General features: G+C 34.2%; 19 protein-coding genes and 1 tRNA gene. 6 read left to right on the forward strand and 14 right to left on the reverse strand.

Annotation, left to right across the window (positions count from 1 at the left end):
• Positions 1–195: 195 nt before the first annotated feature.
• Positions 196–1,467 (reverse strand): fumarylacetoacetase, encoded by a 1,272-nt coding sequence (gene fahA / locus QP953_RS01365; protein WP_052596488.1) that lies wholly within the window; start codon positions 1,465–1,467, stop codon positions 196–198.
• 62 nt (positions 1,468–1,529) lie between these two features.
• The gene (locus tag QP953_RS01370) at positions 1,530–3,065 is read right to left on the reverse strand and encodes an oligosaccharide flippase family protein (protein WP_309553720.1); all 1,536 of its coding nucleotides are present in this window, start codon (positions 3,063–3,065) and stop codon (positions 1,530–1,532) included.
• A gap of 273 nt (positions 3,066–3,338) precedes the next feature.
• Between QP953_RS01370 and QP953_RS01375 the strand changes: the two genes are divergently transcribed.
• Positions 3,339–6,524 (forward strand): ATP-dependent DNA helicase, encoded by a 3,186-nt coding sequence (locus QP953_RS01375; protein ID WP_309553721.1) that lies wholly within the window; start codon positions 3,339–3,341, stop codon positions 6,522–6,524.
• An 80-nt stretch (positions 6,525–6,604) separates the two neighbouring features.
• Here QP953_RS01375 and QP953_RS01380 read toward each other — a convergent pair whose 3' ends face one another.
• The 4 genes from QP953_RS01380 to QP953_RS01395 form a co-directional block, all read right to left on the reverse strand.
• Positions 6,605–7,309 carry a DUF4272 domain-containing protein gene (locus tag QP953_RS01380; RefSeq protein ID WP_309553722.1) on the reverse strand — a complete coding sequence of 235 codons (705 nt, stop codon included), beginning with the start codon at positions 7,307–7,309 and terminating at the stop codon, positions 6,605–6,607.
• A 132-nt stretch (positions 7,310–7,441) separates the two neighbouring features.
• The gene (locus QP953_RS01385; RefSeq protein WP_052596498.1) at positions 7,442–8,296 is read right to left on the reverse strand and encodes a phosphatidate cytidylyltransferase; all 855 of its coding nucleotides are present in this window, start codon (positions 8,294–8,296) and stop codon (positions 7,442–7,444) included.
• A 15-nt stretch (positions 8,297–8,311) separates the two neighbouring features.
• Positions 8,312–9,211, reverse strand: a complete 900-nt coding sequence (locus QP953_RS01390) for a type II CAAX endopeptidase family protein (protein WP_309553723.1) — start codon at positions 9,209–9,211, stop codon at positions 8,312–8,314.
• Complete coding sequence (locus QP953_RS01395; protein ID WP_309553724.1) at positions 9,201–10,409, reverse strand: aspartate aminotransferase family protein; 1,209 nt, start codon at positions 10,407–10,409, stop codon at positions 9,201–9,203. Before QP953_RS01395 ends, QP953_RS01390 begins: the two co-directional genes overlap by 11 nt.
• 103 nt (positions 10,410–10,512) lie before the next feature.
• Between QP953_RS01395 and QP953_RS01400 the strand changes: the two genes are divergently transcribed.
• Positions 10,513–11,469, forward strand: coding sequence for a homoserine kinase (locus QP953_RS01400; RefSeq protein ID WP_309553725.1), 957 nt, complete (start codon positions 10,513–10,515; stop codon positions 11,467–11,469).
• An 87-nt stretch (positions 11,470–11,556) separates the two neighbouring features.
• On the opposite strand, the gene QP953_RS01405 is transcribed toward QP953_RS01400, so the two are convergent.
• Entirely contained in the window at positions 11,557–12,066 is a 510-nt protein-coding gene (locus QP953_RS01405; RefSeq protein WP_309553726.1) for a DUF6702 family protein, read from the reverse strand.
• A 173-nt stretch (positions 12,067–12,239) separates the two neighbouring features.
• Between QP953_RS01405 and QP953_RS01410 the strand changes: the two genes are divergently transcribed.
• Positions 12,240–12,893: a HupE/UreJ family protein gene (locus QP953_RS01410; protein ID WP_309553727.1), complete on the forward strand. Its 654-nt coding sequence runs from the start codon at positions 12,240–12,242 to the stop codon at positions 12,891–12,893.
• 33 nt (positions 12,894–12,926) lie between these two features.
• Positions 12,927–15,194 carry a M1 family metallopeptidase gene (locus QP953_RS01415; protein WP_309553728.1) on the forward strand — a complete coding sequence of 756 codons (2,268 nt, stop codon included), beginning with the start codon at positions 12,927–12,929 and terminating at the stop codon, positions 15,192–15,194.
• A gap of 68 nt (positions 15,195–15,262) precedes the next feature.
• Here the strand turns inward: QP953_RS01415 and QP953_RS01420 are convergent.
• The 4 genes from QP953_RS01420 to QP953_RS01435 form a co-directional block, all read right to left on the reverse strand.
• A tRNA-Thr gene (locus QP953_RS01420) sits at positions 15,263–15,336 on the reverse strand.
• 136 nt (positions 15,337–15,472) lie between these two features.
• Entirely contained in the window at positions 15,473–16,351 is an 879-nt protein-coding gene (locus tag QP953_RS01425) for a hypothetical protein (RefSeq protein WP_309553729.1), read from the reverse strand.
• Between the two features lie 118 nt (positions 16,352–16,469).
• Entirely contained in the window at positions 16,470–17,186 is a 717-nt protein-coding gene (locus tag QP953_RS01430; protein ID WP_052596513.1) for a LytTR family DNA-binding domain-containing protein, read from the reverse strand.
• The gene (locus QP953_RS01435) at positions 17,161–18,225 is read right to left on the reverse strand and encodes a sensor histidine kinase (RefSeq protein ID WP_052596515.1); all 1,065 of its coding nucleotides are present in this window, start codon (positions 18,223–18,225) and stop codon (positions 17,161–17,163) included. The genes QP953_RS01430 and QP953_RS01435 overlap by 26 nt, the downstream gene beginning before the upstream one ends.
• A gap of 530 nt (positions 18,226–18,755) precedes the next feature.
• On the opposite strand from QP953_RS01435, the gene QP953_RS01440 reads away from it, so the two are divergent.
• Both QP953_RS01440 and QP953_RS01445 read left to right on the forward strand, forming a co-directional pair.
• Positions 18,756–21,077 (forward strand): TonB-dependent receptor, encoded by a 2,322-nt coding sequence (locus tag QP953_RS01440; protein ID WP_309553730.1) that lies wholly within the window; start codon positions 18,756–18,758, stop codon positions 21,075–21,077.
• A 106-nt stretch (positions 21,078–21,183) separates the two neighbouring features.
• Entirely contained in the window at positions 21,184–21,999 is an 816-nt protein-coding gene (locus QP953_RS01445) for a DUF4249 domain-containing protein (RefSeq protein ID WP_052596518.1), read from the forward strand.
• A gap of 54 nt (positions 22,000–22,053) precedes the next feature.
• On the opposite strand, the gene QP953_RS01450 is transcribed toward QP953_RS01445, so the two are convergent.
• The 3 genes from QP953_RS01450 to QP953_RS01460 all read right to left on the reverse strand — a co-directional run bounded on the left by QP953_RS01450 (position 22,054) and on the right by QP953_RS01460 (position 24,012).
• The gene (locus QP953_RS01450; protein WP_052596519.1) at positions 22,054–22,500 is read right to left on the reverse strand and encodes a hypothetical protein; all 447 of its coding nucleotides are present in this window, start codon (positions 22,498–22,500) and stop codon (positions 22,054–22,056) included.
• Between the two features lie 195 nt (positions 22,501–22,695).
• On the reverse strand, positions 22,696–23,307 hold the full coding sequence (locus QP953_RS01455) for a hypothetical protein (RefSeq protein ID WP_052596521.1): 612 nt from the start codon (positions 23,305–23,307) through the stop codon (positions 22,696–22,698).
• Between the two features lie 129 nt (positions 23,308–23,436).
• Complete coding sequence (locus QP953_RS01460) at positions 23,437–24,012, reverse strand: RNA polymerase sigma factor (protein WP_052596522.1); 576 nt, start codon at positions 24,010–24,012, stop codon at positions 23,437–23,439.
• Positions 24,013–24,095: the final 83 nt, after the last annotated feature.

Genomic DNA, 24,095 nt, shown 5'->3' on the forward strand with positions numbered 1-24,095 from the left:
CAAAGCTAGCCAATACGATTTTTCACACAGTAATGATAATGGGTAATTTGAGAATAAGAATACTAGCTCCTATAACTTTAAGTAACTAACACTCAAATTCTCAAATCAAGTTATATTTATTATTAGGTTATCTAGTTGCAGCTGTAAACGACTCTAAATACGGTTACTAACACAACAAGAATCAATAACTAATTATTATAACGCAGGAAGTAGCTTACCTGTACACTCACCAAAACCAATTCGCAAACCATTAACTTCTCCCCAACCTCTCATAATAACCGTATCACCATCATTAATGAATCGACGTTGAGTTCCGTCAGGCATATCAACAGGTTTAGTTCCTCTCCAAGAAATTTCTAACATAGAACCATAACTATCTGGAGTTGGTCCTGAAATTGTTCCCGAAGCGCACATATCTCCTACGTTGACATTACATCCATTCACTGTGTGATGTGCCAATTGTTGTGTCATTGTCCAATACATATGTTTGAAATTTGAATTACACACAACTTTCTCTTCTCCTCCATTGGGCTGAATAGCTACTTGTAGCTTAATATCATAATTCTTCTTCCCTTCATACTTCAAATAAGGCAATACTTCTGGATCTTGCTCATACCCTTCTGTACGGAATGGTTCCAATGCATCAAGTGTTACAATCCAAGGAGAAACAGTTGAGGCAAAGTTTTTAGCCAAAAATGGTCCTAAAGGAACATATTCCCATTTTTGAATATCACGTGCCGACCAATCGTTAAACAAAGCCAAACCAAAGATATAGTCGTCTGCTTCAGCAGTAGATATACTTTGTCCCATTTTGGTTGATTGACCGACCACAAACGCCATTTCTAATTCAAAATCTAACAACTTACAAGGTCCATATACTGGTGGTTGGCTATCGTCTGGACGTTGTTGCCCTTTAGGACGGTGTATTTCAGTTCCCGAAACGACAATAGAAGAGGCACGTCCATGATAGCCAACAGGCAAGTGTAACCAGTTTGGCAATAAAGCATTGTCTGGGTCTCTAAACATCGTCCCTACGTTTGTTGCATGCTCTCGACTAGAGTAAAAATCAGTATAATCTCCTACTTGAACAGGTAATAATAATTCTACTTCATTCACATTGTGTAATACCTTAGCCAAGACTTCCGTCTTTCCTGCTAACTCGGTATTATTTTTTTCAAATAAATCGGAGATTCTATCTCTAACAGCACGAGTTGCTGTTTTGCCCAATGCCATAAAGTCGTTGATGTACATTTGGCTAAAAACAGCTGCATCTACTTCCAAATCCGAAAAATATCCTGCTTTTGCCAACTCTGCTAAATCAATAACAGTATCTCCAATGATTGTTGCTACTCTAGGACTCTTTTCGGCAGTTTTAAATACTCCAAAAGGGATATTTTGAATTGGGAAATCACTGTCTGACGATACAGCAATCCAAGAACTTAATGCTGGATTATTTGCTTTTAACATGGTGCAATATAATTTATTATTTGAGAATTGAACTTACTAGTTTTTTACTAGCAAGATTCTTTTTAATCGTTTTCTGGTTGGTCTAATATTTCATCGTTTTGTACCTTAGATTTTTGAAAAAAAACTCCAAGTTTATTGTAGAACAACAACAAGCTTAAAATAATAAACAAGCCTCCTTTAAAGAAAATCCAACCGATATGTAAGCCTATATTAGGCTCACCAAAAATGTAATTTATGGCGACTATAATTCCCAAAAGTACAACATATTTTAATATTCGTCCTAATGGTAATGGAGGCAATTTTAGAATATACTTGGTTACAAAGATGGAAAAGAGCATCATCAAAAAATAGGAAGCCAAGGTCGTATAAGCTGCTGCTTTATAACTGTATTCTTTAACTCCTATAAAATAATAATTTAGCAAAATATTAATTATTCCACTGACCAAGACGATTCCTGCTAGATAGCTATTTTTTTTACGGAAGTAAATACCTCGGTTGGCAAAGCTGCTCACTCCATAAAATACATAGGCTCCAACAATAACAGGTGCTATTGGCAACGCTTCTAAAAATACAGGGCTAGAAGATAGTAATGTTCCGGCATCGACAGCAAATAATATTAGAAAACTAGCCCCCAAAATCAATAACTTTGTCATACTATCTACTTGTTCTCCAACTTTTTTGTAATCCTTTTTATTCATATAATCATAATAAATAGGACTTGCTCCATTTAACAAAGCCATGACCAATCCTTGATAAATCATCCCTATCTTGTAGGCAAATGCGTACTGCCCTGCTGCAGAATGCCCTACAGATGAATTGATAAACCATTGATCAAAAGAAGTAAGAATGTGATTGCTTAAGGTAAATGGAATTAGTGGGATTGAGTAAATCAAGGCGTATTTGACATAATCAAGTGATAAGTGGTCAAAAGACATATACTTAGATAAGTTGCGAAAAGCATAAGTAGCCAACAAAAAAGTAGCCAAACACTCTCCTACTATCTTTCCCATAAAAGTATAACTTGTTTCCTCTCCGTTGTACCAATAAACGGCTCCTGATAAGTAAATCAATCCTATCATTGTCAATCCAAACTTGCTATATTGCCATATCACTTGAATCGTGGCATACTCTTTACTTTGCTTGGTTGCGATAAGCACGTTGTAATAAAAGACAATAAGTATCGTTCCATAAGTTGTTAGAATGAGCCAAAAGATCAATTCTAAAGGAATATTCATATAAGAGGCGATCTGCTCCTTAAACAAAAAAATGGCTCCGCTCAAACTCAAAAATATGACATTAAAAGCGACAAAGATAGTTCCTAAAAACTCTTTAAAATCGGTCTTTCCATCTTCAAAATAATACCTAGGAATAGCACCATGTATCGCAAGTGTCAATAAGACAGAAGTAACACCTATGTAAGTAGTAAATACATTAATAATTCCATATTCTTCAGCTGTTAGGTAAGCTGTAAAAATTGGTAGGGTAATAATCCCTAAAAGGTGAACAAAGATGGTTCCTGTAAAATAAGTACTAGCATGTTTAAAGGTATCAAAGAAAGAAAACTGTTGAAGTTTTTTGAGTAAATTGCTAACTCCCATAAACTTGATGATCGTTTGTCGATTATTTTATCCGCACTCTTAAAATTTTTTAAAGGTAGTTTAATTTTTCTTCTTTTTAATCCTTAAATGTACTAGATATGCTTCTTTGTGTTTTTGTTTGATTATTTTAGTATTTTTTTAAGTATAATTGCTAGTAGTTCACTAATTTTTAAGGAACTGCTGATTGAAACTTCATGAAACTTTGTATTGTGTTTTTTTGAAGTTTACAAAGCCAATTTTACCACACCGTATTGAGACAGACCGAGCACACCAATGGCAAAAGACAATTACAACAAACACTTCCAATCAATTCTTTCTAAGTTAAACCCTGCTCAAATGCAGGCTGTTACAGAAACAGAAGGTCCCGTTATTGCTATTGCAGGTCCAGGAACAGGCAAAACGCATATTTTAACTGCGCGAATTGGTCAGATTCTATTGACAACCGATACTCAAGCACATAATATTTTATGTTTAACTTTTACGGATGCGGCAGTTAATGCTATGCGTCAACGACTCTTGGATTTTATTGGTCCTGATGCTCATAGAGTCCATATTTATACGTTTCATTCTTTTTGTAATAAGGTCATACAAGAAAATCTAGAGATTTTTGGGCGACACGATCTAGAACCACTGTCTGATTTAGAGCGCATTGAAATTATCAGAAGCATTATCAATGATTTGGATGTTGAACATCCTTTAAAGATGAACCAGCGGGATCCTTATTATTATGAGCAACATCTAGCCGATTTGTTCAAACAAATGAAAGCTGAACGTTGGTCTCCTCAATTTATCCAGAACCAAATAAAAAATTATTTGGAATTCTTGCCAAAACGCCCAGAAATGCGCTATAAGCGCAATGCAGGACAGTTTCAAAAAGGGGACTTAAAAGAAGCTCAATTTAATAGCATTTCTAAAAAAATGCAACGCTTAGATCAAGCAGTCTTACTTTTTGATAAGTATCAAGCTGTTCTAGACGAGCGACAACGATATGATTATGAGGATATGATTTTGTGGGTTTTAGAAGCATTTGAAAAAGAAGAATTTTTGCTGCGTTCTTATCAAGAGCAATATCTGTATTTATTGGTCGATGAATTTCAAGATACGAATGGTTCTCAAAGTGCCATCGTGCATCAACTCGTAGCTTATTGGGGAGATAATCCTAATTTATTTATTGTTGGAGACGACGACCAATCCATTTATGAATTTCAGGGGGCTAGAGTTAAAAACATGACAGACTTTTATGAGCAATATCATAAAAACTTGTTGCTAATTATGCTTCAAGAAAATTATCGTTCGTCTCAAAATATCTTAAATGCAGCAAAAGACGCCATCGAGCATAATGAAATTCGCATTATCAATCAAATTGAAGGGCTAGAATTAAATAAAGTGCTGATAGGTGCAAATCCTGCCTATGCAGCGCTTCAAACGCCTGTAGAAATTGTTGCTTATCCCAATCAATTGCAAGAAGAAATTGCTATTGTTCAACGCATTGAGCAACTTCAAAAAGAAGGGGTACTACTCAAAGAAATTGCCATTATCTACGCAAAACACAAACAAGCAGATAATATTATTCAACTCTTTGAAAAGAGACAAATTGCCTACCAATCCAAGCGCCGAATCAATATCTTGGAACTACCCCTTGTCCACAATTTGCGCAAATTGATGGGCTATATCGCCAATGAATATGCCAAGCCCGATAGTAACGAAGATGTTTTCTTTGAATTTTTGCACTATGATTTTATTGGTGTTAGTAGCAAAGATGCTGCTGTTTTAACTGCTTGGATGGCTCGAAAAAAGAAGGCTCTAATTATGAAAGGAGACTTTGAAAATATTCCTATGTGGCGAGATACAATTCGCAATGCCCAACTATTGGAGTCCATTGGGCTAGATAGTGTAGAGCAGTTGACTAATTTTGCTGCTTTTTTAGATGAAAGCATTCATTATTACAAAGATTATAGTCTTCCCCAATTCTTTGAGTTATTAATCAATAGAAGCGGATTAGTAACTTTTATTGCCGAGCACGAACAAAAATCGTGGTTGGTTCAAGTTGTTGGGACACTCTTTGAATTTGTGAAGCAGGAAACCGCAAAAAATCAAAAATTAACTTTGGGAGCTTTCTTGGTTTTATTGGATCAGATGGAAGCGAATAGAATTGGCATGGGACTATTCCAATTAAATCAAGCAGACGATGGAGTAAATTTGATTACAGCACATTCTGCCAAAGGTCTAGAATTTGAGTATGTGTTTATTATTAATGGCTTAAAGGATTATTGGGAACCACGCAGTAGCTCTGGTAAGCATTTTACGTTTCCTGATACCATTACCTACTCCAATGAAACCGACGCTCAAGAAGCTGCTCGACGATTGTTTTATGTTGCCATGACTCGTGCCAAAAAATCACTTCAAATATCTTATTATCAATATAATACTAGTCATAAGATACAAACCAAAGCAGCCTTTGTTGACGAACTTTTACAAGCCCGCAATCCTGCTATTGTCTTTAGTGAACAAGAAGCCTTTTTATCAGAAGAATGGCAATTGTTACAACTAGAAAAAGCGGATGAAAAACCTAAAATTAAGTTATTGAGCACCTCTATGCTCAATGCTTTATTAGAAGGATTCCGTTTAAGCATTTCAGCTATGAATAATTACCTTAGCTGCCCTTTGAGCTTTTATTATGAATATATTTTGCGGGTTCCATCTTTGTCTAGCGTAGAAGCTGCTTATGGAACGGCTATTCACAACTCCTTGAATCGCATCTTTAACTTAGCTCTAAAAAATGACAACCAACTACCTGATACAGAGACGCTCTTAGATATTTTTAGGTTTGAAATGAAAAACCAACGTATTTTCTTAACGCATAGAATCTACAAAGAACGTTTAGAATTAGGAACAAGGCATTTAAAAGCATACTACAGCGCTCGAAAAGAGGAATGGAACCAATTGTTACAAACGGCAGCAGTAATGACTGAAAAACCGCTTCGAAATGTCGAATGGAAAGGCATTCCCATGACGGGGACTATTGATAAATTACTTTTGTTGCCCCATACCTCTGGTAAAAAGGTTCATATTGTAGATTACAAAACAGGAAAACTGCAAGATAAACGAATGGCTTTGCCTTCTAACTCCAATCCCTATGGGGGGATTTATTGGCGACAATTAATTTTTTATAAAATTTTATTAGAAAACTCTAGTTTAACCTCTTACAAAGTACGTTCTGCCGAGATAGATTACTTAACCCCTAATGAAGAAGGGCTATTTCCAAGTAAATCCATCGAATTTAAAACCAAACAGGTTAACATGGTCAAAAAAATGATCGAACAGGTTTATTCCAATATCATGAATCATCGTTTTTCAGAGGGCTGCGGTGAATCTCATTGCAAATGGTGTAATTTTGCTCAACGAAATGTTGCTCCTAATGAATTTTCTAATGCTGAGGTAGAATTATTGGATGATTAGTATCAAATATACCTACAAGGCTCTTAATAATTCATAACGCAAAACACTAGCTATGATATGAGTAGGACACACTTTTTTATCTACGTATCTAAAGAAATCTCATTCCATTCAAACTCTGAATAACATATAAATTCAAGCGTTTTCCTTCTTTCCATTATTATATCAAGGTCTACAAAATCTGATTGTTTACCTTTTAATTTTATACTTCTAGCATACCAATGTGCTCTGTAAAACTTATCAAGCATTTCGAAGATTGTTATGTCCTGCCTAAGTCTATATTTTTGTATAAATACTAGAGCTAACTCACCGTCTTGAATATTAGGAAGCATGGATGCTAGAGAATCTTCAACGCCTGTATTTAAAGTAAGATTCTCATGTAGATTTCCAGCCCAAGCAAAAGCCCAAACAGCTTCAATATACCAATAAAGATCAATCTGATCTTGCTCTGGCAGATCCTCATAATTTGTATGTAGGTACTTTGTTTCTTTATTTGTAAGCTTCCCAATTAAATTATTTTTCTCAATCCAATCTTCAATAGTTTTAATCGGAGCTCCTAGATGTAATTGAAATAAGGCCAAAGACACCATCATTCTTTCTGCAACGTCCTTAGATCTTCTAAAATTGGCTTTATCCAATATAGGCAACCCCATACTAACCTTTACCCCTATAGAAATCAATTCTTTAGTATTATTTTCTTTTATTTTATAAGGATTTATTTTCTTTTTGAACCACATATAATATTTAGATTTCGGCTCTTCATTCAGCCACAACAACCTAATAATCAAACAACTAAAGTTTTAGTATTTTTTTTTCATTATCCATTATATCATAATATAACTTCTAATTTAAACAAGGGCAAACATATTAATTTTTCCTTTCAAAAAGACGAAAGGAAATTAGCAGAGAAGTAGATAAACCTACCAAACATTAAAATAAATAATCAGATAAGTATAAGCAAAAGGAATAACAAATATAAACGCATCAAAACGATCCAAGAAACCTCCGTGTCCAGGCAATAAATTACCAGAATCTTTAATGCCTAAACTTCGTTTGAACATCGATTCTACCAAGTCGCCCAATATTCCAAAAAAAGTACAAATACAAGCTAATCCAATCCAGAATGGCATAGGCAAGTTGAGAGGTACAAACACCAAAGAACACAAATAACCAGTCAAAATAGCTCCTGCTACGCCGCTAAATGTACCTTCCCAAGTCTTGTTAGGAGAAATACGTGGAAACATCTTATTCTTGCCAATTTTTGAACCTAAAAGGTATGCAAAAACATCACTTGCCCAAACCATAAATAAGATGGCTAGTATAAATTGGTTGCCAACACCTCCTAGTTGAGAAATCGGGGAACTACAAATCCAAATTAATAGGGAAAAAGGTAGTCCAATATACAATACCCCTAAAGCAGTATAAGCTAAATTGTGAAAGGGTCTTAGAGATTTTCCAAATAACTCAAACAAGAACAAAGAAAAAGCAATAGCAGGAAATAAATACAACAATCGAATTGCTTCGTCATAGCCTCCATGATACTTTAATGCCGCTAAAAGTGGAAAACAACTTCCTATAAAAATAAAACTTATCGTTCTAATCCAATTGACAACAACTGTCCCATCCTTCGTCAAAACATGTCCTCCAAACTCCCAAAGACAAAGTACTGTAATCAATAAAAATAGAAGGGTGCAACTAAGAGGGTGAAAGATACATCCTCCTATCATTACAGCACCAAATGTAAGTCCTGTAATTGTTCTAGTTTTTAAACTCATTAAAATTATTATTATTTAATTTATTTTAATATATTTATATTCTTGGTTTATTTTCTTAAAAATAGCTAAAAATAGAAGAAATATCAAACTACTAATTCCCGCTAACAAAAAAGGTACTGACTCTATGTCATTAATGTTTCCCGCTAGATTAGGAGAAAAATAGGGTATTATAACCTGAAAACTATTAAAAAATACATGAACAAGCACTGTTATCCATAAATTCCCTGTAAAAATAAGCAAATAACAGAATATTACTCCTAAAAGGAACCTTGGAACAAATCCTTCTAATTGAAAGTGCATTAAAGAAAAAATAAATCCTGTCAAAATAGCTCCATAATGAATATTCTGAGTCCACAAGGTTAATAAACGCTGCAATATTCCTCGAAATAAGAACTCCTCTCCAATTCCAGCAGCTAAGCCTAGCAATAATAAATTTAGGATTAAATCCTTGGGAGTATTCATTTCTAAAAAAGCACTTTGTATATCTAGTTTTTCTTGAGAGATGATACTATCTGGCAATAACTGCGTATTCCAATAATAAATAAAAGAAATAAAGGGATATATGGATGCTACCAAAAGAAGACTCCAAAATATATTTTTAATCATTGGAGTTTTATTCGCATAAACAATTTTTAAAGCATTCTTTTTATGGTATAAAAAAATAAAAACCAGTGCAGGAATTAAATATTGAAATAAATGAACAATCAATTGCAGAACTTTTAAAGTATCTAAATACTCTAAGTACTCCCCTTTTGTAATTCCATTTAAAATTTTAGAGAAATCTGGCAATCCAAATAATGCAGCTAATAATTGAACAACAATCATCCCTACTACATAAAATCCAAACCAAATAAATAAGAATAAAAAAGTCTCATTTTTTAGCTGCTCCCTTCGATCAATATAATTATTTTCCATTCTCATTTTTACATACTTTATCAATAGCAGCTGTTAAGATAGAACAAGCTTTTATTATTTCATCTTCTGTAATTGTTAAAGGAGGAGCAATTCTCACAGCTTCTGCATTGAATAAAAACCAATCTGTTATCAAACCATTTTTAAGGCATTCGTGAATAACACCCAAAACTTGATCAAAAGAACTTAATTGTACTGCCATTAATAAACCAGCACTTCGAACATCTAAAATAGCCTCATGTTGTAACATTTTTCTAAACAAAGCTTCTTTTTCAAATACTTGTTCTACAATGTCCTTTTGTTCTGTCAATATTTTTAAAGAAGCCAATCCTGCTGCACAGCAAACAGGATGCCCACCGAAAGTTGTAATATGTCCCAAAAATGGATTATTGGTCAATGAATCCATTATTTCTTTTGAAGAGATAAAAGCACCTAATGGCATTCCTCCTCCAAATGCTTTTGCCAATAATAAAATATCTGGCACAATTCCATATTGCTCAAAAGCAAATAAGGTTCCTGTTCGACCACACCCCACTTGAATTTCATCCAAAATTAATAAAGCTCCAACTTCAGTACATCGCTCTCTTACTTTTTTTAAATAATCATTAGAAGGACGCATCACTCCTATTTCGGCACGAACAGTTTCCATAATAACACAAGCTGTATGTTCATCTATTGCTTGCAGATCTTCTGTATTATTGAATTCTATATGGTGTATTTCTGGTAATAAAGGTCTGAAAGGCGCCGTAAAAAAAGATTCGCTCATCAAACTCAAGGAACCATTTGTTGATCCATGATAAGCTTTTTTGCAAGAAATTATTTTAGGGCGACCAGTATATCGTTTGGCCAATTTTAATGCTCCTTCAGTGGCTTCTGTTCCCGAATTAACAAAGTAGGTACAATTCAAATTATCGGGCAAGTGCTTTTGCAATAAGTTAGCCAGTTGAACTTGTGGTGACAAAATAAATTCCCCATAAACTAATGTATGCAAATATTGATTGGTTTGTTTTTGTATGGCATCAACAATCTGGGGGTGGCTATGCCCCAAGCTACTCACACTAATTCCTGCAATTAAATCAATATAAGATTTCCCCTCTTTATCATACAAATAAATACCTTTTCCTTTTTCTATTTCCAAAGCCAAAGGAGCATCACTTGTTTGAGCCACATGATTTAAAAACATTTGACGTTGTGTTATCATTTTTTTATTTTAAATTTGTGCTGAAATTTTGTTTTAGATATAAGGCAAATTTAAACAAATTAATTCTACATCTCTGCAATTATATATATTCCTTACAAAGATTATGAAATTCAAATCAAATTTTAAAGTTATAGCACCTGCTACTATTGCTAATTTGGGTTGCGGATTAGACACCTTAGGCTTAGCATTAAATACTCCTTGTGATGAAATTATTGTCAAACCCAATACAGAATCGGGCATTCATATTTCGTCTATACTAAACAACAAAACTAAAATTCCTCTAACAATAGACCAAAACGCAGCTGGTGTTTCTGCACAATTGGTTTTGGATCATCTCAAAAATAATTTTGATTTAGATTCTAACGCTGGGTTGGATCTAACCTTAAACAAAAAAATAGGCGTAGGCTATGGTTTAGGTTCTAGCAGCGCAAGTGCTGTAGCTGGGGCCTATGCTGTAAACGAAGCATTTGGTTCTCGGCTTTCAAAGAGGGAACTAATTCCTTTTATTATAAAAGGTGAAGAAGTGGCGGAAGGAAGGCAGCGAATCAACAGCCTTATTCCTTCTCTACTTGGAGGTATTATATTAACAAGAGATCATCAGAATGTGGATTTCCATCGTCTGCCATTAATAAAAGGATTGCATATTGTTGTTATTTATGCTCGCAATCAGAGGTTAACTCAGCGCCAAGTTAGAAATAACTTAACGCATAAAACAGACATAGACAATGCCATTCAACAATCGGCTAACTTAGGAGCATTTGTACAAGCTTTGTATACGACCAATCTTGATTTACTATCCAATACATTAACTGACTACATTGCTGAAAAACATTGGTGTGATCTTGTTCCTTTTTTCAAAGAATTAAAAACAGCAGCATTAGAGCATGGGGCTCTTGGAGCAGGTCTAGCAGGTACAGGTTCGGGTGTTTTTGCTTTATGCAAAAATAGTTTAGAAGCAGAAAAGGTAGCTAATTCTCTAGAGCATATTTATTCATCTAAGAAAATTCGAAATACGGTTATTTTATCTCAAATAGACCACGAAGGAGTACGCATTGCATAATGTTCCACGTGGAACATCTCAACCCAAACGAAACAAAAAAGGACAATGTTCCACGTGGAACATTGTCCTTTTTTGTGTATATTTTGCTTACTTCAAAATAACTTGTTCATGTCCTTTGCTAGTAACTTTTCTAATGTAAGTCCCCTCTCCTGAATCTCGAAACTTAATATGATTTTGTTGACCATTATTGAAATCAATGAGGATGTTATTTTTTAATACCAGTGACTTTAAACGATTAACTTTAGGAACTTGTATCAACACCCACATAGCAAAGAAATCATCTTTTATTAGTCTTCTATTGACATATTCAAAATCCGTATTCTTCCCATTTATTTCAATTTCAAAATGAGTTTTTAAGTATTCTATAATATACTCTGTGGCTTTAGCATGCTCTCTATCTGTTCCTATTTCGACATCTTCTCCCTTCTTAGCACTAAGCACTTTTTCTAGATCATCACTAAATATTTTGATAGCAATTTCCAGTCTTTTTTCTTCTTTGTTATAATCAATTTCTGATGTAGAAACATAAATAGGGTGCGCAAAAAAAGACATTAAAGTCATTGTTAGCAACACTAAAAGAATGTATATTTTTTTCATTATAAACTATATTTACCTAACGTATATTAACTGAATTCATCTTATTAAAATAGAGGTTTATCTAAGTAGTCATTTATTTAGTACAAGAAAACTTCAAAGCATCTTTTTTAAGAAATTTAGTTTGTATTTTTAGTTCATTATTTCACGTTTAAAACATTATTAAAAGCATAAAGATGAATGATTTTATTTTTTTCTTTAAGCAAGGACTGAGCCATATTTCTGATTTAGGAGCTTATGATCACATCCTTTTTATAGCTGCTTTAGCTGCAGCTTACACAATAAAAAATGCCAAAAAACTTATACTTTTGGTTACAGCATTTACTATTGGTCACTCTATTGCATTAGCTCTAGCGACATTAGAACTTGTTAAAATCAATAGCAGTCTAATTGAGTTTCTAATTCCTGTCACGATCATTGCAACTTGTTTAATTACTATTTTTAGAAAAAAAGATCAACTTCAAATAAACACTGAAACAACAAAGATAGAAGATTCTGTTCAAAAAGGAATGTTCCACGTAGAACAAAGTACTTTAAACTACATCATAATAACAGCTTTTGGGATCATACATGGCTTGGGGTTTTCCAACTATTTGCGTTTTATTTTATCAAAAAACGAATCGCTGTTCACTCCTCTCCTAGCATTTAACATAGGGTTAGAAGTTGGTCAAATTTTAATCTTGGCTATCGCTTTAATAATAAATTTTGTACTTTTGAAGTATGCAAAAATCCCACAAAAATATTTACCAATCATTCTTTCTGTAATAATTATAGCTATTACTATTCCAATTCTTTGGGAGACTGGACAAGCTTTATTTTTACAAGATTAATTTTATAACAACAATCAGATAAAACAACAAATCATGCTAAAAAAAATTCTTTTTGGTTTGCTTGGTATGAGTATTCTGTTTAGCACAAATGCTCAGAATTCAAATCAAGGCGCTACGAAGTTTCAGCAATTGTATCAAGAGTTACCAACACCTAATACCTATAGAAATGCGGCAGGTGCACCTGGTCATGAGTATTGGCAGCAACGCGCCGATTATGATATGAAAATCGAAATTGATGATGAAAAGCAACGTATTTTAGGTGAAGAAACCATTACTTATTATAATAATTCACCAGATGCCTTAACATATCTTTGGGTTCAATTGGATCAAAATGTCCGAGCCAAAGATTCTGATTCTCACAAAACACGCCCAGGAAAAGTCTATTCCGAAATGGGGTATAGAGAAATAAAATCTGCTTGGCACAATGATTTTGATGGTGGTTTTAAGATAGAAAAAGTCACGGACAAAAAAGGTAATCCATTAAAATACACGATCAATAAGACTATGATGCGTATTGACTTGGAGCAACCTTTAAAACCCAAGGGCAATTTATCTTTTAACATCAAGTGGTGGTATAACGTAAATGATGGTGGTAATTATGGTGGTCGTTCTGGATATGAATATTTCCCAGAAGAAGACAACTACATGTATCACATTGCTCAGTTCTATCCTAGAATGTGTTCTTATAATGAAACAGATGGATGGCAAAACAAGCAATTTTTAGGTCGTGGTGAATTTACTCTTTCTTTTGGTGATTTTAAAGTTGCTATTACAGCACCTGCTGATCATACTGTTGGTGCAACTGGTGTTTTACAAAACAGCAAAGAGGTGCTTACAACAACACAACTAGAGCGATTAGAAAAATCTAAGAAGTCCGATAAGCCTCTTATGATTATATCACAAGAAGAAGCTGAAAAAATTGAAAAAGGAAAGGTAAAGGAAAAGAAAACTTGGGTCTTTAAAGCAGAGAATGTCCGTGATTTTGGTTTCTGTTCTTCTCGTAAATTTATCTGGGATGCTCAAGGCGTGCCTTTTGGTGACCGCACGGTCATGGCAATGTCGTATTATCCCAAAGAAGGAAATCCTCTTTGGGAAAAATACTCTACTCGAGCAATCGTCCACACTTTAAAAGTTTATTCTAGACATACTTTTGACTATCCATACCCTACTGCAATTTCTACTCATGCAAACTTTACAGGAATGGAATATCCTATGATTTGCTTTAACTTTGGAAGACCTCGCCCAGATGGCACCTATTCTGAACGCTTAAAGTATCGTATGATTGGTGTTATCATTCACGAAGTAGGTCACAACTACTTTCCTATGATTGTTAATTCAGATGAACGCCAATGGACTTGGATGGACGAAGGGTTAAATACGTTTTTACAATATATAACTGAAACAGAGTGGGAGCGTGATTTTCCATCAAGAAGAGGACCTGCTGCTAATATTGTAGATTATATGCGTGGAGACAAAAATAATATTGTTCCAATTATGTCTAATTCGGAGTCTATCTTGCAATTTGGAAATAATGCTTATGGGAAACCTGCAACTGCTTTGAATATTTTGAGAGAGACGATTATGGGCAGAGAATTGTTTGACCATGCGTTCAAAGAATATGCCAACCGTTGGAAATTCAAGCACCCCTCTCCTGCTGATTTTTTCCGTACAATGGAAGACGCTTCTGGAGTTGATTTAGATTGGTTCTGGCGAGGATGGTTCTATACAACAGACCATGTTGATATTTCTATAGATGGTGTCAAATGGTTTCAACTAAACAGCCACGATACAGAAAAAGAAATCATGGTTCAGAAAAAGTGGGATGCTAAAGCTCCTCGTGGTATTTCTGAGATTAGAAACAATGATCAGAAAGCAGTAAAAGAAACCTTGATGGAGAAATACCCTGAACTAAGAGATAAATACAACGACCGTGATAAATACAGAGTATCTGAACGTGACAAAAAGCTGAACGAACAATATATTGCTGGTTTGAGTAAAGAAGAAAAAGAATTAATTGATGGAGCTTACAATTATTACGAGGTTGCTTTTAGCAATGTAGGTGGTTTGGTTATGCCAATCATTTTGGAAATGAAATATACAGATGGAACTTCTGAAGTTATTCATATTCCTGCCGAAATTTGGAAGCAGCGCGCTGATAAGGTGTCAAAAGTTTTTGTAAGCAAAAAAGAACTTGAAGAAATCATCTTAGATCCTTATTTAGAAACAGCAGATACTGATCGTAATAACAATTACTATCCTGCTAGAAGACAACCCACACGCTTTGAATTGTATCAAAGATAAGCTTAGCAAATTAAGCTGTCACAATAAAAAAAGTCTGTTCCACGAGGAACAGACTTTTAATTTTTTAGAGCCGATGGAGGGACTCGAACCCACGACCTGCTGATTACAAATCAGCTGCTCTAGCCAGCTGAGCTACATCGGCAAAAAATTCTTATTTGCATTTCAGCGATTGCAAAACTACAATCTTTTTTTTTATTTCCAAATAAAAACATTAAATACTTCTTGGGTAACTAAAAAAAGAGCAGCATAAAACACATAAAAACCTAACAATCAGTTAATTAAACCATAAATAAAAAATAAAAAATCACCCCATTAATTAACAAACCAATAACAGTTGACAATAAAGAACTCAATGCCAACAGGTTAGATTGCTTGATTCTTCCAAAACGATCAATTTTAGGGGCTGCTCCCATCGCATCATACACGATATTTAGCTCAGGATTCTTTTTATCATAAAGAATTTTTTCTGCCTCTTCGTCCTCTACTTGTGCTGTCAAATGGGTTTTGCAAGTAGCTATATAAAGCTTATTATTGGCATAAAACTCAAATTCATAAGCATAGACCGTTTCTTCATTAATACTAGTATTGGTGGCTTTATAACTCTTCATTTTCCCTCTTGTAAACATTCCATTTTTTAATAACTTCAATGCTTTTATATTTTCTTTGAATCCAAAGAATAAAAATCCAAAGCCAATAGCAGGAAAAATAAGCACTAAAAAGAGGACCCACCCAGGAAAAATTTCAGTCCTCATTCCGACAATTCTAGAACGTAGATGATTTCCCGATTTGTATTCAACTGCTACTATCTGTCCTTCTTTTTCTCCTCCAAATACAGCACTAGAGGTACCGAGTAACGATTGACCGTTGGCATTATAAGAAAATACATATTCATAAATAATTTGATCGTTAACTTCTGTGGATGTCTCATTAATTTCTAATAACAAACCTTCTGTTTCTTTCCATTCTCCGTCAAAACTAAACCAATGTATGGCACTAGATTGCCCTCCAAAAACTAAGAGAAAAATCATTCCAAACCAAAAGAAAATAGAGCCAAATTGAATGGAAAAACCACCAAACAACACATTGATACAAGTAAGTGGGCTCAAGTAGCGAGGTGGCTGTTCTCGCAATGTTTCCTGACCTAATATAGTTTTCATTCTTTCATGTGTTTTATTAATTATTCTTTATATCAACTCAATAATAGTTAGTACACTCCTATTCATGCTTTTTGCGAATTATTAAAATTAAACCTCTGTAGATTTATTTCCCTAGCCTTTAAAAAATTTGGTTGACAATCGTTCGCTTATAGGAATAACCAATAGGGATGTACTTATCTCCTACTGCCAATTGATTACCAAACATATTTGACACTTTATTTTTATTAACAATATAAGATTTATGTACCCTCAAAAAAGCATCTTGAGGCAATCGAGTTTCTAAAGACTTCAAAGAAGCATGAATAACTAGTTTTTGTACTTCTGTATAAAATACCACATATTCTTTCATTCCTTCTATATATAGAATGTCATTTAATTGGACTTTGTGAAGCTTTTGATTCGATTTTAGTGCTATATAGTCTTTTTCTGTAGAAATACTCTTAGAAGGCAAATTTTGGTGTTTGTATTCCATCCATTGTTTGTGCTCCAAAACTTTTTGGATTCCTTTTAAGAAACGATCAAAGCTAATTGGCTTTAACATATAATCAACAACGTCCAACTCAAATCCTTCTATAGCATATTCCTGATAAGCTGTAGTGAAGATAACCAGTGGTTGTTTTCCCGTAATACATCTCAGCAATTCAGTTCCCTTCAAGTCTGGCATTTGAATATCTAACAACAACAAATCCACTGATTGTTCTTGAATAATACTTAAAGCATCCAAGGGACTTTTGCAAGCACCAATTAACTCTAAGTCTGGTACTTTAGAAAGGTATTTTTTTAATAATTCTCTTGCAGGTTGTTCGTCATCAATGATTAGACAAGTTATACTCATTACTTATTTTTAAGGTAATCTCAAATACATCTCTATCCTTATTAATCGTTAGCTGATGCCGATTAGGATAGTTTAAAGTCAATCTTTTTTTTACATTTTTTAATCCTATTCCAGAAGCGGTGTCTTTCATTTGATTGCTATTACCTATAGAATTAAGGCATTTAAATACTAGCTCCTTGGAATTAGTGTGTAGTTCAATCCGTATCCAACCTCCTTGCCATATATTCCCATGTTTAAATGCGTTCTCCACAAAAGAAATTAGCAACATAGGAGCTATTTTAACTTGGGTTATATTTCCCTCTACTCGAAACTCGATCTGCTCCAAGGCATCTTCTTTTAACTCTTGTAAATCAATATAGTTATCAATATACTCAATTTCACGGACTAAAGATACTTCGTCTGTATCACAATCATATAGCGTATAACGCAGTAAGCCAGATAATTTATGGATAGAATCAGCAACGTTGCTTTCTTCAAGTACTGCTTGTGCATAAATATTATTCAGTGCATTGAACAAAAAATGTGGGTTGATTTGCATTCGTAACAACTTAACTTCTGCTTGTACTTTTTCGTGTTCCAATGCCCACATACGCTGCTGTAATGACTTTTCTTGTTCGGCGTAAAAATAAAGAATGCTGATAAAAAATACATTCAAGCCACTCAAACTAATTCGTCCAGTCCACAGATATTCTACCTTTGGAATAGACTTCGAATACTCTATGGCACTAAATTCAATTGGTGATGTCCAATACCCTGATTGGAAAGCATAACGAAACACCCAATAAGTTAAACCAGCCCATATTGTTATAAAAATTATGCTTCCGAAAGTAAACCATAAATACCTCTTTTTGGCAAATGTCAATGGCATCAAGACATAGTAATTTCCATAAAAAATAACAAAATGAACAACAACCATAAATAAGGAGACTTCTGCCCCATTTTGAATCGTTCCCCAATTGTCATGTGCAACAGAGAATAACAAAAGGAAATACGCTACCCAAACTAGAATCTCTTTATATTTTTTTTTTATAAAATTCATTTAGAGGAGAATCATTCGTTAATGTTGAGGAATTTTGCCTATTAATAGATGAAAAAAGCTAAGAAATAGAATTTATTTGTTTCTAGATAAAAAAAGTAAGACTTTTGCACCAAACCTATTTTGGGTTTTGCTTGTTTATGAAAATGTTATACTTCATAATACTCCATGTTTTTTTACTTTGTTAACGCAAAAACCAAAAAGCACCTTTGTATCAACTGCGAAGCACTTATGAAGTAATTTGATTATCAGCATTGTAGCACGTTGAACATTTAAAACATATTTCACTGACAATCATACCAATACAATTTCATCACAAAGTATTGACCTCAATAAAAATTCAAACAATCCATTAGTACTTAAGTATGAAATCACAATTAGTTTATAATATCTTTAAGAGACATAAATCCTAGATAAATCTGATTTAAACCAATTATAACTTCATACTTATCTGTAATGACTTTGAATGATTTATCCATTCATTTCTGATAATGGCTACTATTATAATCTCTATTTTTCAAATTAAAATTACTATGAAAATCTGGTTAACACTAATATTCTGCTGTCTGATTAATATTGGATGGCTTTCTGCACAAGGAGATAAAGCAACCCTTAGTGGCTATGTCAAAGATGCCGACTCTGGGGAGGAACTCATTGGGGCAACTATTGTTGTTGATGGCACTAGTCTTGGCACAGCTACAAATATATATGGTTTTTACTCTCTCACTTTGGACAAAGGAAAGTACAAATTAATTGTAAGCTATATTGGTTATCAAGCCCAAGAAATAGAAATTGATTTGCAAGAAAATGAAACCATGACACTAGAACTAGGAACCGGTGCCAAAGACATGGAAGAAATTGTTGTCAAGGCTGAAAAAGATGACGATGTAATGATGCAAGATGCAGGTGTTGGTACTACTAAAATTAATGTCAAAAAGCTAGAAACACTGCCTGTATTTATGGGCGAAAAAGATATCCTTAAAAGTATTCAGCTCCTGCCAGGTATTAGTGCTTCTAGTGAAGGTAGTACAGGACTGACTGTTCGAGGAGGGAAACCAGACCAAAACTTGATTTTGTTAGACGAAGCTGTTGTTTATAACCCTTCCCATTTTTTGGGCTTTTTCTCTGTTTTCAACTCTGATGCACTCAAAGATTTAACGGTTTATAAAGGAGGTATTCCTTCTCAATATGGCGGTCGTGCTTCTTCTGTTCTAGATATTTATATGAAAAATGGAAACAAGAAAAAATTTGGCTTATCTGGAGGATTAGGACTTATTTCATCTCGCCTAACATTTGAAGGACCAATTGTAAAAGACAAAGGCTCTTTTATTCTTTCTGGACGTGCGACTTACTTGGATCTATTACTAAAAGTATTTGACAACGAACGTTTTGGACAACTAGGACTCGGGTTTTGGGATTTAAATCTAAAAGCCAATTATAGTTTTGGAAAAAACGATAGAATTTTTGTTTCTGGATATGCAGGTCGAGATAACTTTAGTTTTGGAAATTTTGGTCTCAATTATGGAAATTATACCGCTACTGTCCGCTGGAATCACACTTTCAATGAAAAGCTATTTGCCAATACTTCTTTTTTCTTTAGTGATTATTACTATGGTTATAAAATTGGTCGTTCTGGCGATGACTTTACAATTGAAGCAGGAATTAGAGACTATGCATTAAAGCAAGACTATAGTTACTATTTAAATCCTAAAAATACCATTCGCTTTGGGTTTAATACTACCTATCACGAATTTCAACCTAGTCAATTACGCTCCTCCAATGATAACATCAATAGCTTAATTGCGGACAAAAAACATGCTATTGAAAGTGGAATTTATGCGGGACATGAAATTCAGTTTACCGACAAATTTAAAGCCGTTTATGGTCTAAGAGTTTCTCTTTTCAACCAAATTGGTCCTGGAGATATTTTTACTTTTGATGAGTCAAACAGAATAACTGATACAACCACTTACAAACCATTTGAGCACGTGCAAACTTATTGGGGGCTAGAGCCTCGCCTTGCTCTCACTTATCAGGCCTTTCCTACAACTGCCTTTGAGTTCGGGTATCACAGAATTCATCAGTACGTGCATTTATTGAGCAATAGTACTGCTGCTGCTCCGAACGATATGTGGATACCAAGTACCAATAATGTAAAACCTCAAATTGCGGATCAAGTTAGTTTAGGAGTCAAACAAAGCTTTTTCAAAAATAAGTTAACAATTGGCTTAGAAGGCTATTATAAATACCTACAAAATCAAGTTGATTATGAAAACGGCGCGGATATCTTGTTGAATACTAGGATTGAAAGCCAGATTCTAAACGGTGTTGGCTGGTCTTATGGCGCAGAACTATTGGTACAAGGTAAGATTGGAGATTTTAATGGCTGGGTTAGTTATACCTTATCCAAAACAGCTTATCAGTTCAAAGAAATCAACAGAGGCAACCCCTATCCTGCCAAACAAGATCGCACACATGATATTGCTATTGTGGGAACTTATGAATTAAAAAAACGTTGGGTTTTCTCACTTTCTTGGATTTATCAGACAGGAAATGCCGTTACATTCCCTAGTGCCAAATATGAAATTAATGGTCAAAAAGTAAGCTATTTTACCGAACGAAATGGCTACAGAATGCCTGCTGCTCATCGTTTGGATATTGCTGTTACGTTTAGAAACAAACCTACGAAAAAATTCCAGTCTAGCTTTACAGTTGGTATTTACAATGTTTATAACCAGTATAACCCATTCTCGATTGATTTTAGACCCAATGAAGCAGATCCAACTAAGACGGATGCCGTACAGTTAAGTTTGTTTGGAATTATTCCAACGGTAACTTGGAATTTTTCTTTTTAAACTATTTTAACAATTACCTAGTGGCTACTTTGTCTAGCATTTAACTGCTCGTAATCGAGTGAATAAATGATGCAAAGTATGACTTATTGATATAAAAAACAAAACTATGAAGTTCAATATAATCATCAGCTTATTAGCACTTTACATCTTAACAACAAGTTGTGAAAAAATTATTGATGTTGATTTAAATGAGGCAAACCCTGCTCCTGTTTTTGAGGCTTATTTAGAAAATGACTCCACCTGCTACGTCAAAGCTACTTTAACTAGTAGTTATTACGACAACAGCACTTCTCCTGCAATCACGAATGCAACCATGACAATTACAGACCAAGCAGGTAATAGTGAAACGCTCACTCATAAAGGAGATGGTATTTATAAAGGGAATACTCTTATCGGAACCATTGGCAATACCTATACCTTGGATATTAATATCGACGGAAAGTTGTACACAGCTAGTTCTACAATGCCCCCTCTAACTCCTATAGATAGTTGCTCGGTCCAAGATAGAGGCAACTTATTTGGTGGCGGCGGCATTCCTGGACCTCCTAGATATTTTGTCTATGTCAACTATACAGATCCTGGTAATTTGACCAATTACTATGCGATACAAACTACTTATTATGACTCCGTAGAAGTCGGTTTCAGAACAGATTATAGAATAGCAGATGATGAATTAAGCAATGGAATTAGCACTCGTTCCTTTACAACATTTACGAGTTTTGAGCCAGGCGATACCCTTACCATTGAGTTGGCTTCTATCGATCAAGCTACCCATTTGTACTTCAAAACGTTAGAAGATGCTATTGCTGGAGCTGGTTTTGCTAGTGCCGCTCCTGCCAATCCAACTACCAATTTCTCTGAGGGAGCACTGGGATACTTTGGAGCTTGGAGTAAGGATAAAATTGAATTTATCGTTCCCTAACCATATAGAAAATAAAAAACTGCTGCACAAGGTTTTCGTGCAGCAGTTTTTTATTTATCCTTTTCGTCTCATTCCTTCTCTCCTTTCTTTTGTTCGTCGAAGCAACTCCCTTCTAAATCGATGTTCAGATTGTGTCAACTTAACAAGCTGCCGAATCGTAATCACTTCTTTAAATCGTTCGGCATAAGTACGATGCAATGCTAGTTTTTGTTCTTCAATTTTGATATGATTCTCTAACCAAACTTCCAACTCCTCATCAGACATACTGTCCACATCTAGACGTCTATTGTGACTTTTTTTTAGAGCTTTCAATTTTTCTTGTAACTCATTGTATAATGGCCAAAACCCCTGTGATTGCTTTGGTGTCAAGGCTAGTTCTTCAGTTATAAAAGCTACTTTTAAAGCTTGTATTCGTTCTTCTTTAGAACGATGCTCTTGAGCTTGCATTGTATTTATCAATAAGATAAATAATAACACTCCATAAAATATATTCTTTTTCATAACATTATTTTTTTCTGTATAAGTAATCCATGACCATACAATAATAACACAGCTAAATACTAGGACTAAATAGTTGCTAAGTCATTTTTAATAATAGCTCGTTGAAACCAGACAGTAGCAGCGAACCTAGCTTGCTGGCTCATGACCGCAGGGAGTAACTAAGCTAACTACTATTTTGATAGTCATTGTTAATACTTAAAATAAATCATCATCATTCAATTCTAGATCCTCTTCTGTTATATCCTCCAACAGATTTTCAACTTCTACCTGTTCTAATGCCTTATCCATAGATGATTTAACTGTTTCTACTGCCTTTTCTTCTGTACTAAGTTCGTTAGAAACAGTCAATTTCTCCTTTACCATATCTTGCTGAATATCCGCTACCTCTTCTACATCTAGCAAAGCAACAATGTCTTCCGTTTTAAAATCTTCAATATGATTATAGATATAAGAATCAATAGATCCATCTGCTAAAAGCCCCTCCATAACATCCGATTTAGTAGCAGTTTCTACAGGTTGTAGTACATAAATACTGCCAATAATAAGCAATGCACAAGTAGAGAAACCAATGGCATAATGTGGTTTAAAAAAGCGTTTAATTCCCTCCCAAAAAGAAAAAGCAAGGCGTTTTGGAGACTGCTGTTTTCCTTCTATAGCTTGCTCCTCCTCTATTCGATGCATTAAGCGATCTTCAAATTTATCAAAATAGTTAGCAGGCATAGAAAAACCTTCCTTTTTATCCTTTTTTAGTTCGGATAAAAACGGTGAAAGATCCTTTAGTTCTTTATCAATCTTATTCTTTTCCATGTTATTGATTATAATACTCCGTTGTTTTTTTAGTTTTTCTATGAACTAGCAGACTCACGAAGTAAAACCATAAAAAATATCTCACATTAATTTTACTATCAATTATTTGCATTCCTTAATATTTCCAATTCACGAGTCAATATTATTTCTCACATAAGCTTCTATTTTTTTTACAGCATGATGATAAGACGCTTTTAAACCACCAACCGAAGTACCCAATATGATTGAAATCTCATTATAGCTCAACTCATCATAGTACCTAAAAATAAAAACTTGTCGTTGTTTTTCTGGCAATTGTTTTAAGGCCTCTTGCAATAAAATAGTTGCTTGATTGCCATCAAAATATTTATCTGCTTCCAAACTACCTATCAAGCTCCCTTCCTCGTTATCCAAATCAACGGTTGCATACTTTTTTTTCTTCTTCAAAAATGTAAGTGCCTCATTTGTTGCAATGCGATACATCCACGTATACAGTTGAGCATCTCCCCTAAAGTTTTTAATCCCTCGATATGTTTTGATAAAGGTATTTTGCAAAACTTCATCGGCATCATCATGCAAATTTACCATTTGTCGAATGTGCCAATACAAACGCTCTTGGTAAGTTTGCACCAAGAATCGAAATCCTTTCTCAAAGCTTTCAGGTTTCCTTAACTGTGAAAGGATTTTTTTTTCTGTATCTTTGTTATGTTGTGAAGGTTCTAACAATTCTTATTTTTTAGTAAGCAGCTTTATCATATTAGTTCGTCTAAACATTCTATTCAAATGACTATCAATAGAATAATGTATAT

Origin of the sequence: Aureispira sp. CCB-E (assembly GCF_031326345.1) — a bacterium.
GTDB lineage: Bacteria > Bacteroidota > Bacteroidia > Chitinophagales > Saprospiraceae > Aureispira.

Coding starts and splice junctions, on each gene's coding strand:
- fahA (WP_052596488.1), bottom strand. CDS start 1,467: ATGTTAAAAGCAAATAATCCAGCATTAAGTTCTTGGATTGCTGTATCG.
- QP953_RS01370 (WP_309553720.1), bottom strand. CDS start 3,065: ATGGGAGTTAGCAATTTACTCAAAAAACTTCAACAGTTTTCTTTCTTT.
- QP953_RS01375 (WP_309553721.1), top strand. CDS start 3,339: ATGGCAAAAGACAATTACAACAAACACTTCCAATCAATTCTTTCTAAG.
- QP953_RS01385 (WP_052596498.1), bottom strand. CDS start 8,296: ATGAGTTTAAAAACTAGAACAATTACAGGACTTACATTTGGTGCTGTA.
- QP953_RS01390 (WP_309553723.1), bottom strand. CDS start 9,211: ATGGAAAATAATTATATTGATCGAAGGGAGCAGCTAAAAAATGAGACT.
- QP953_RS01395 (WP_309553724.1), bottom strand. CDS start 10,409: ATGATAACACAACGTCAAATGTTTTTAAATCATGTGGCTCAAACAAGT.
- QP953_RS01400 (WP_309553725.1), top strand. CDS start 10,513: ATGAAATTCAAATCAAATTTTAAAGTTATAGCACCTGCTACTATTGCT.
- QP953_RS01405 (WP_309553726.1), bottom strand. CDS start 12,066: ATGAAAAAAATATACATTCTTTTAGTGTTGCTAACAATGACTTTAATG.
- QP953_RS01410 (WP_309553727.1), top strand. CDS start 12,240: ATGAATGATTTTATTTTTTTCTTTAAGCAAGGACTGAGCCATATTTCT.
- QP953_RS01415 (WP_309553728.1), top strand. CDS start 12,927: ATGCTAAAAAAAATTCTTTTTGGTTTGCTTGGTATGAGTATTCTGTTT.
- QP953_RS01425 (WP_309553729.1), bottom strand. CDS start 16,351: ATGAAAACTATATTAGGTCAGGAAACATTGCGAGAACAGCCACCTCGC.
- QP953_RS01430 (WP_052596513.1), bottom strand. CDS start 17,186: ATGAGTATAACTTGTCTAATCATTGATGACGAACAACCTGCAAGAGAA.
- QP953_RS01435 (WP_052596515.1), bottom strand. CDS start 18,225: ATGAATTTTATAAAAAAAAAATATAAAGAGATTCTAGTTTGGGTAGCG.
- QP953_RS01440 (WP_309553730.1), top strand. CDS start 18,756: ATGAAAATCTGGTTAACACTAATATTCTGCTGTCTGATTAATATTGGA.
- QP953_RS01445 (WP_052596518.1), top strand. CDS start 21,184: ATGAAGTTCAATATAATCATCAGCTTATTAGCACTTTACATCTTAACA.
- QP953_RS01450 (WP_052596519.1), bottom strand. CDS start 22,500: ATGAAAAAGAATATATTTTATGGAGTGTTATTATTTATCTTATTGATA.
- QP953_RS01455 (WP_052596521.1), bottom strand. CDS start 23,307: ATGGAAAAGAATAAGATTGATAAAGAACTAAAGGATCTTTCACCGTTT.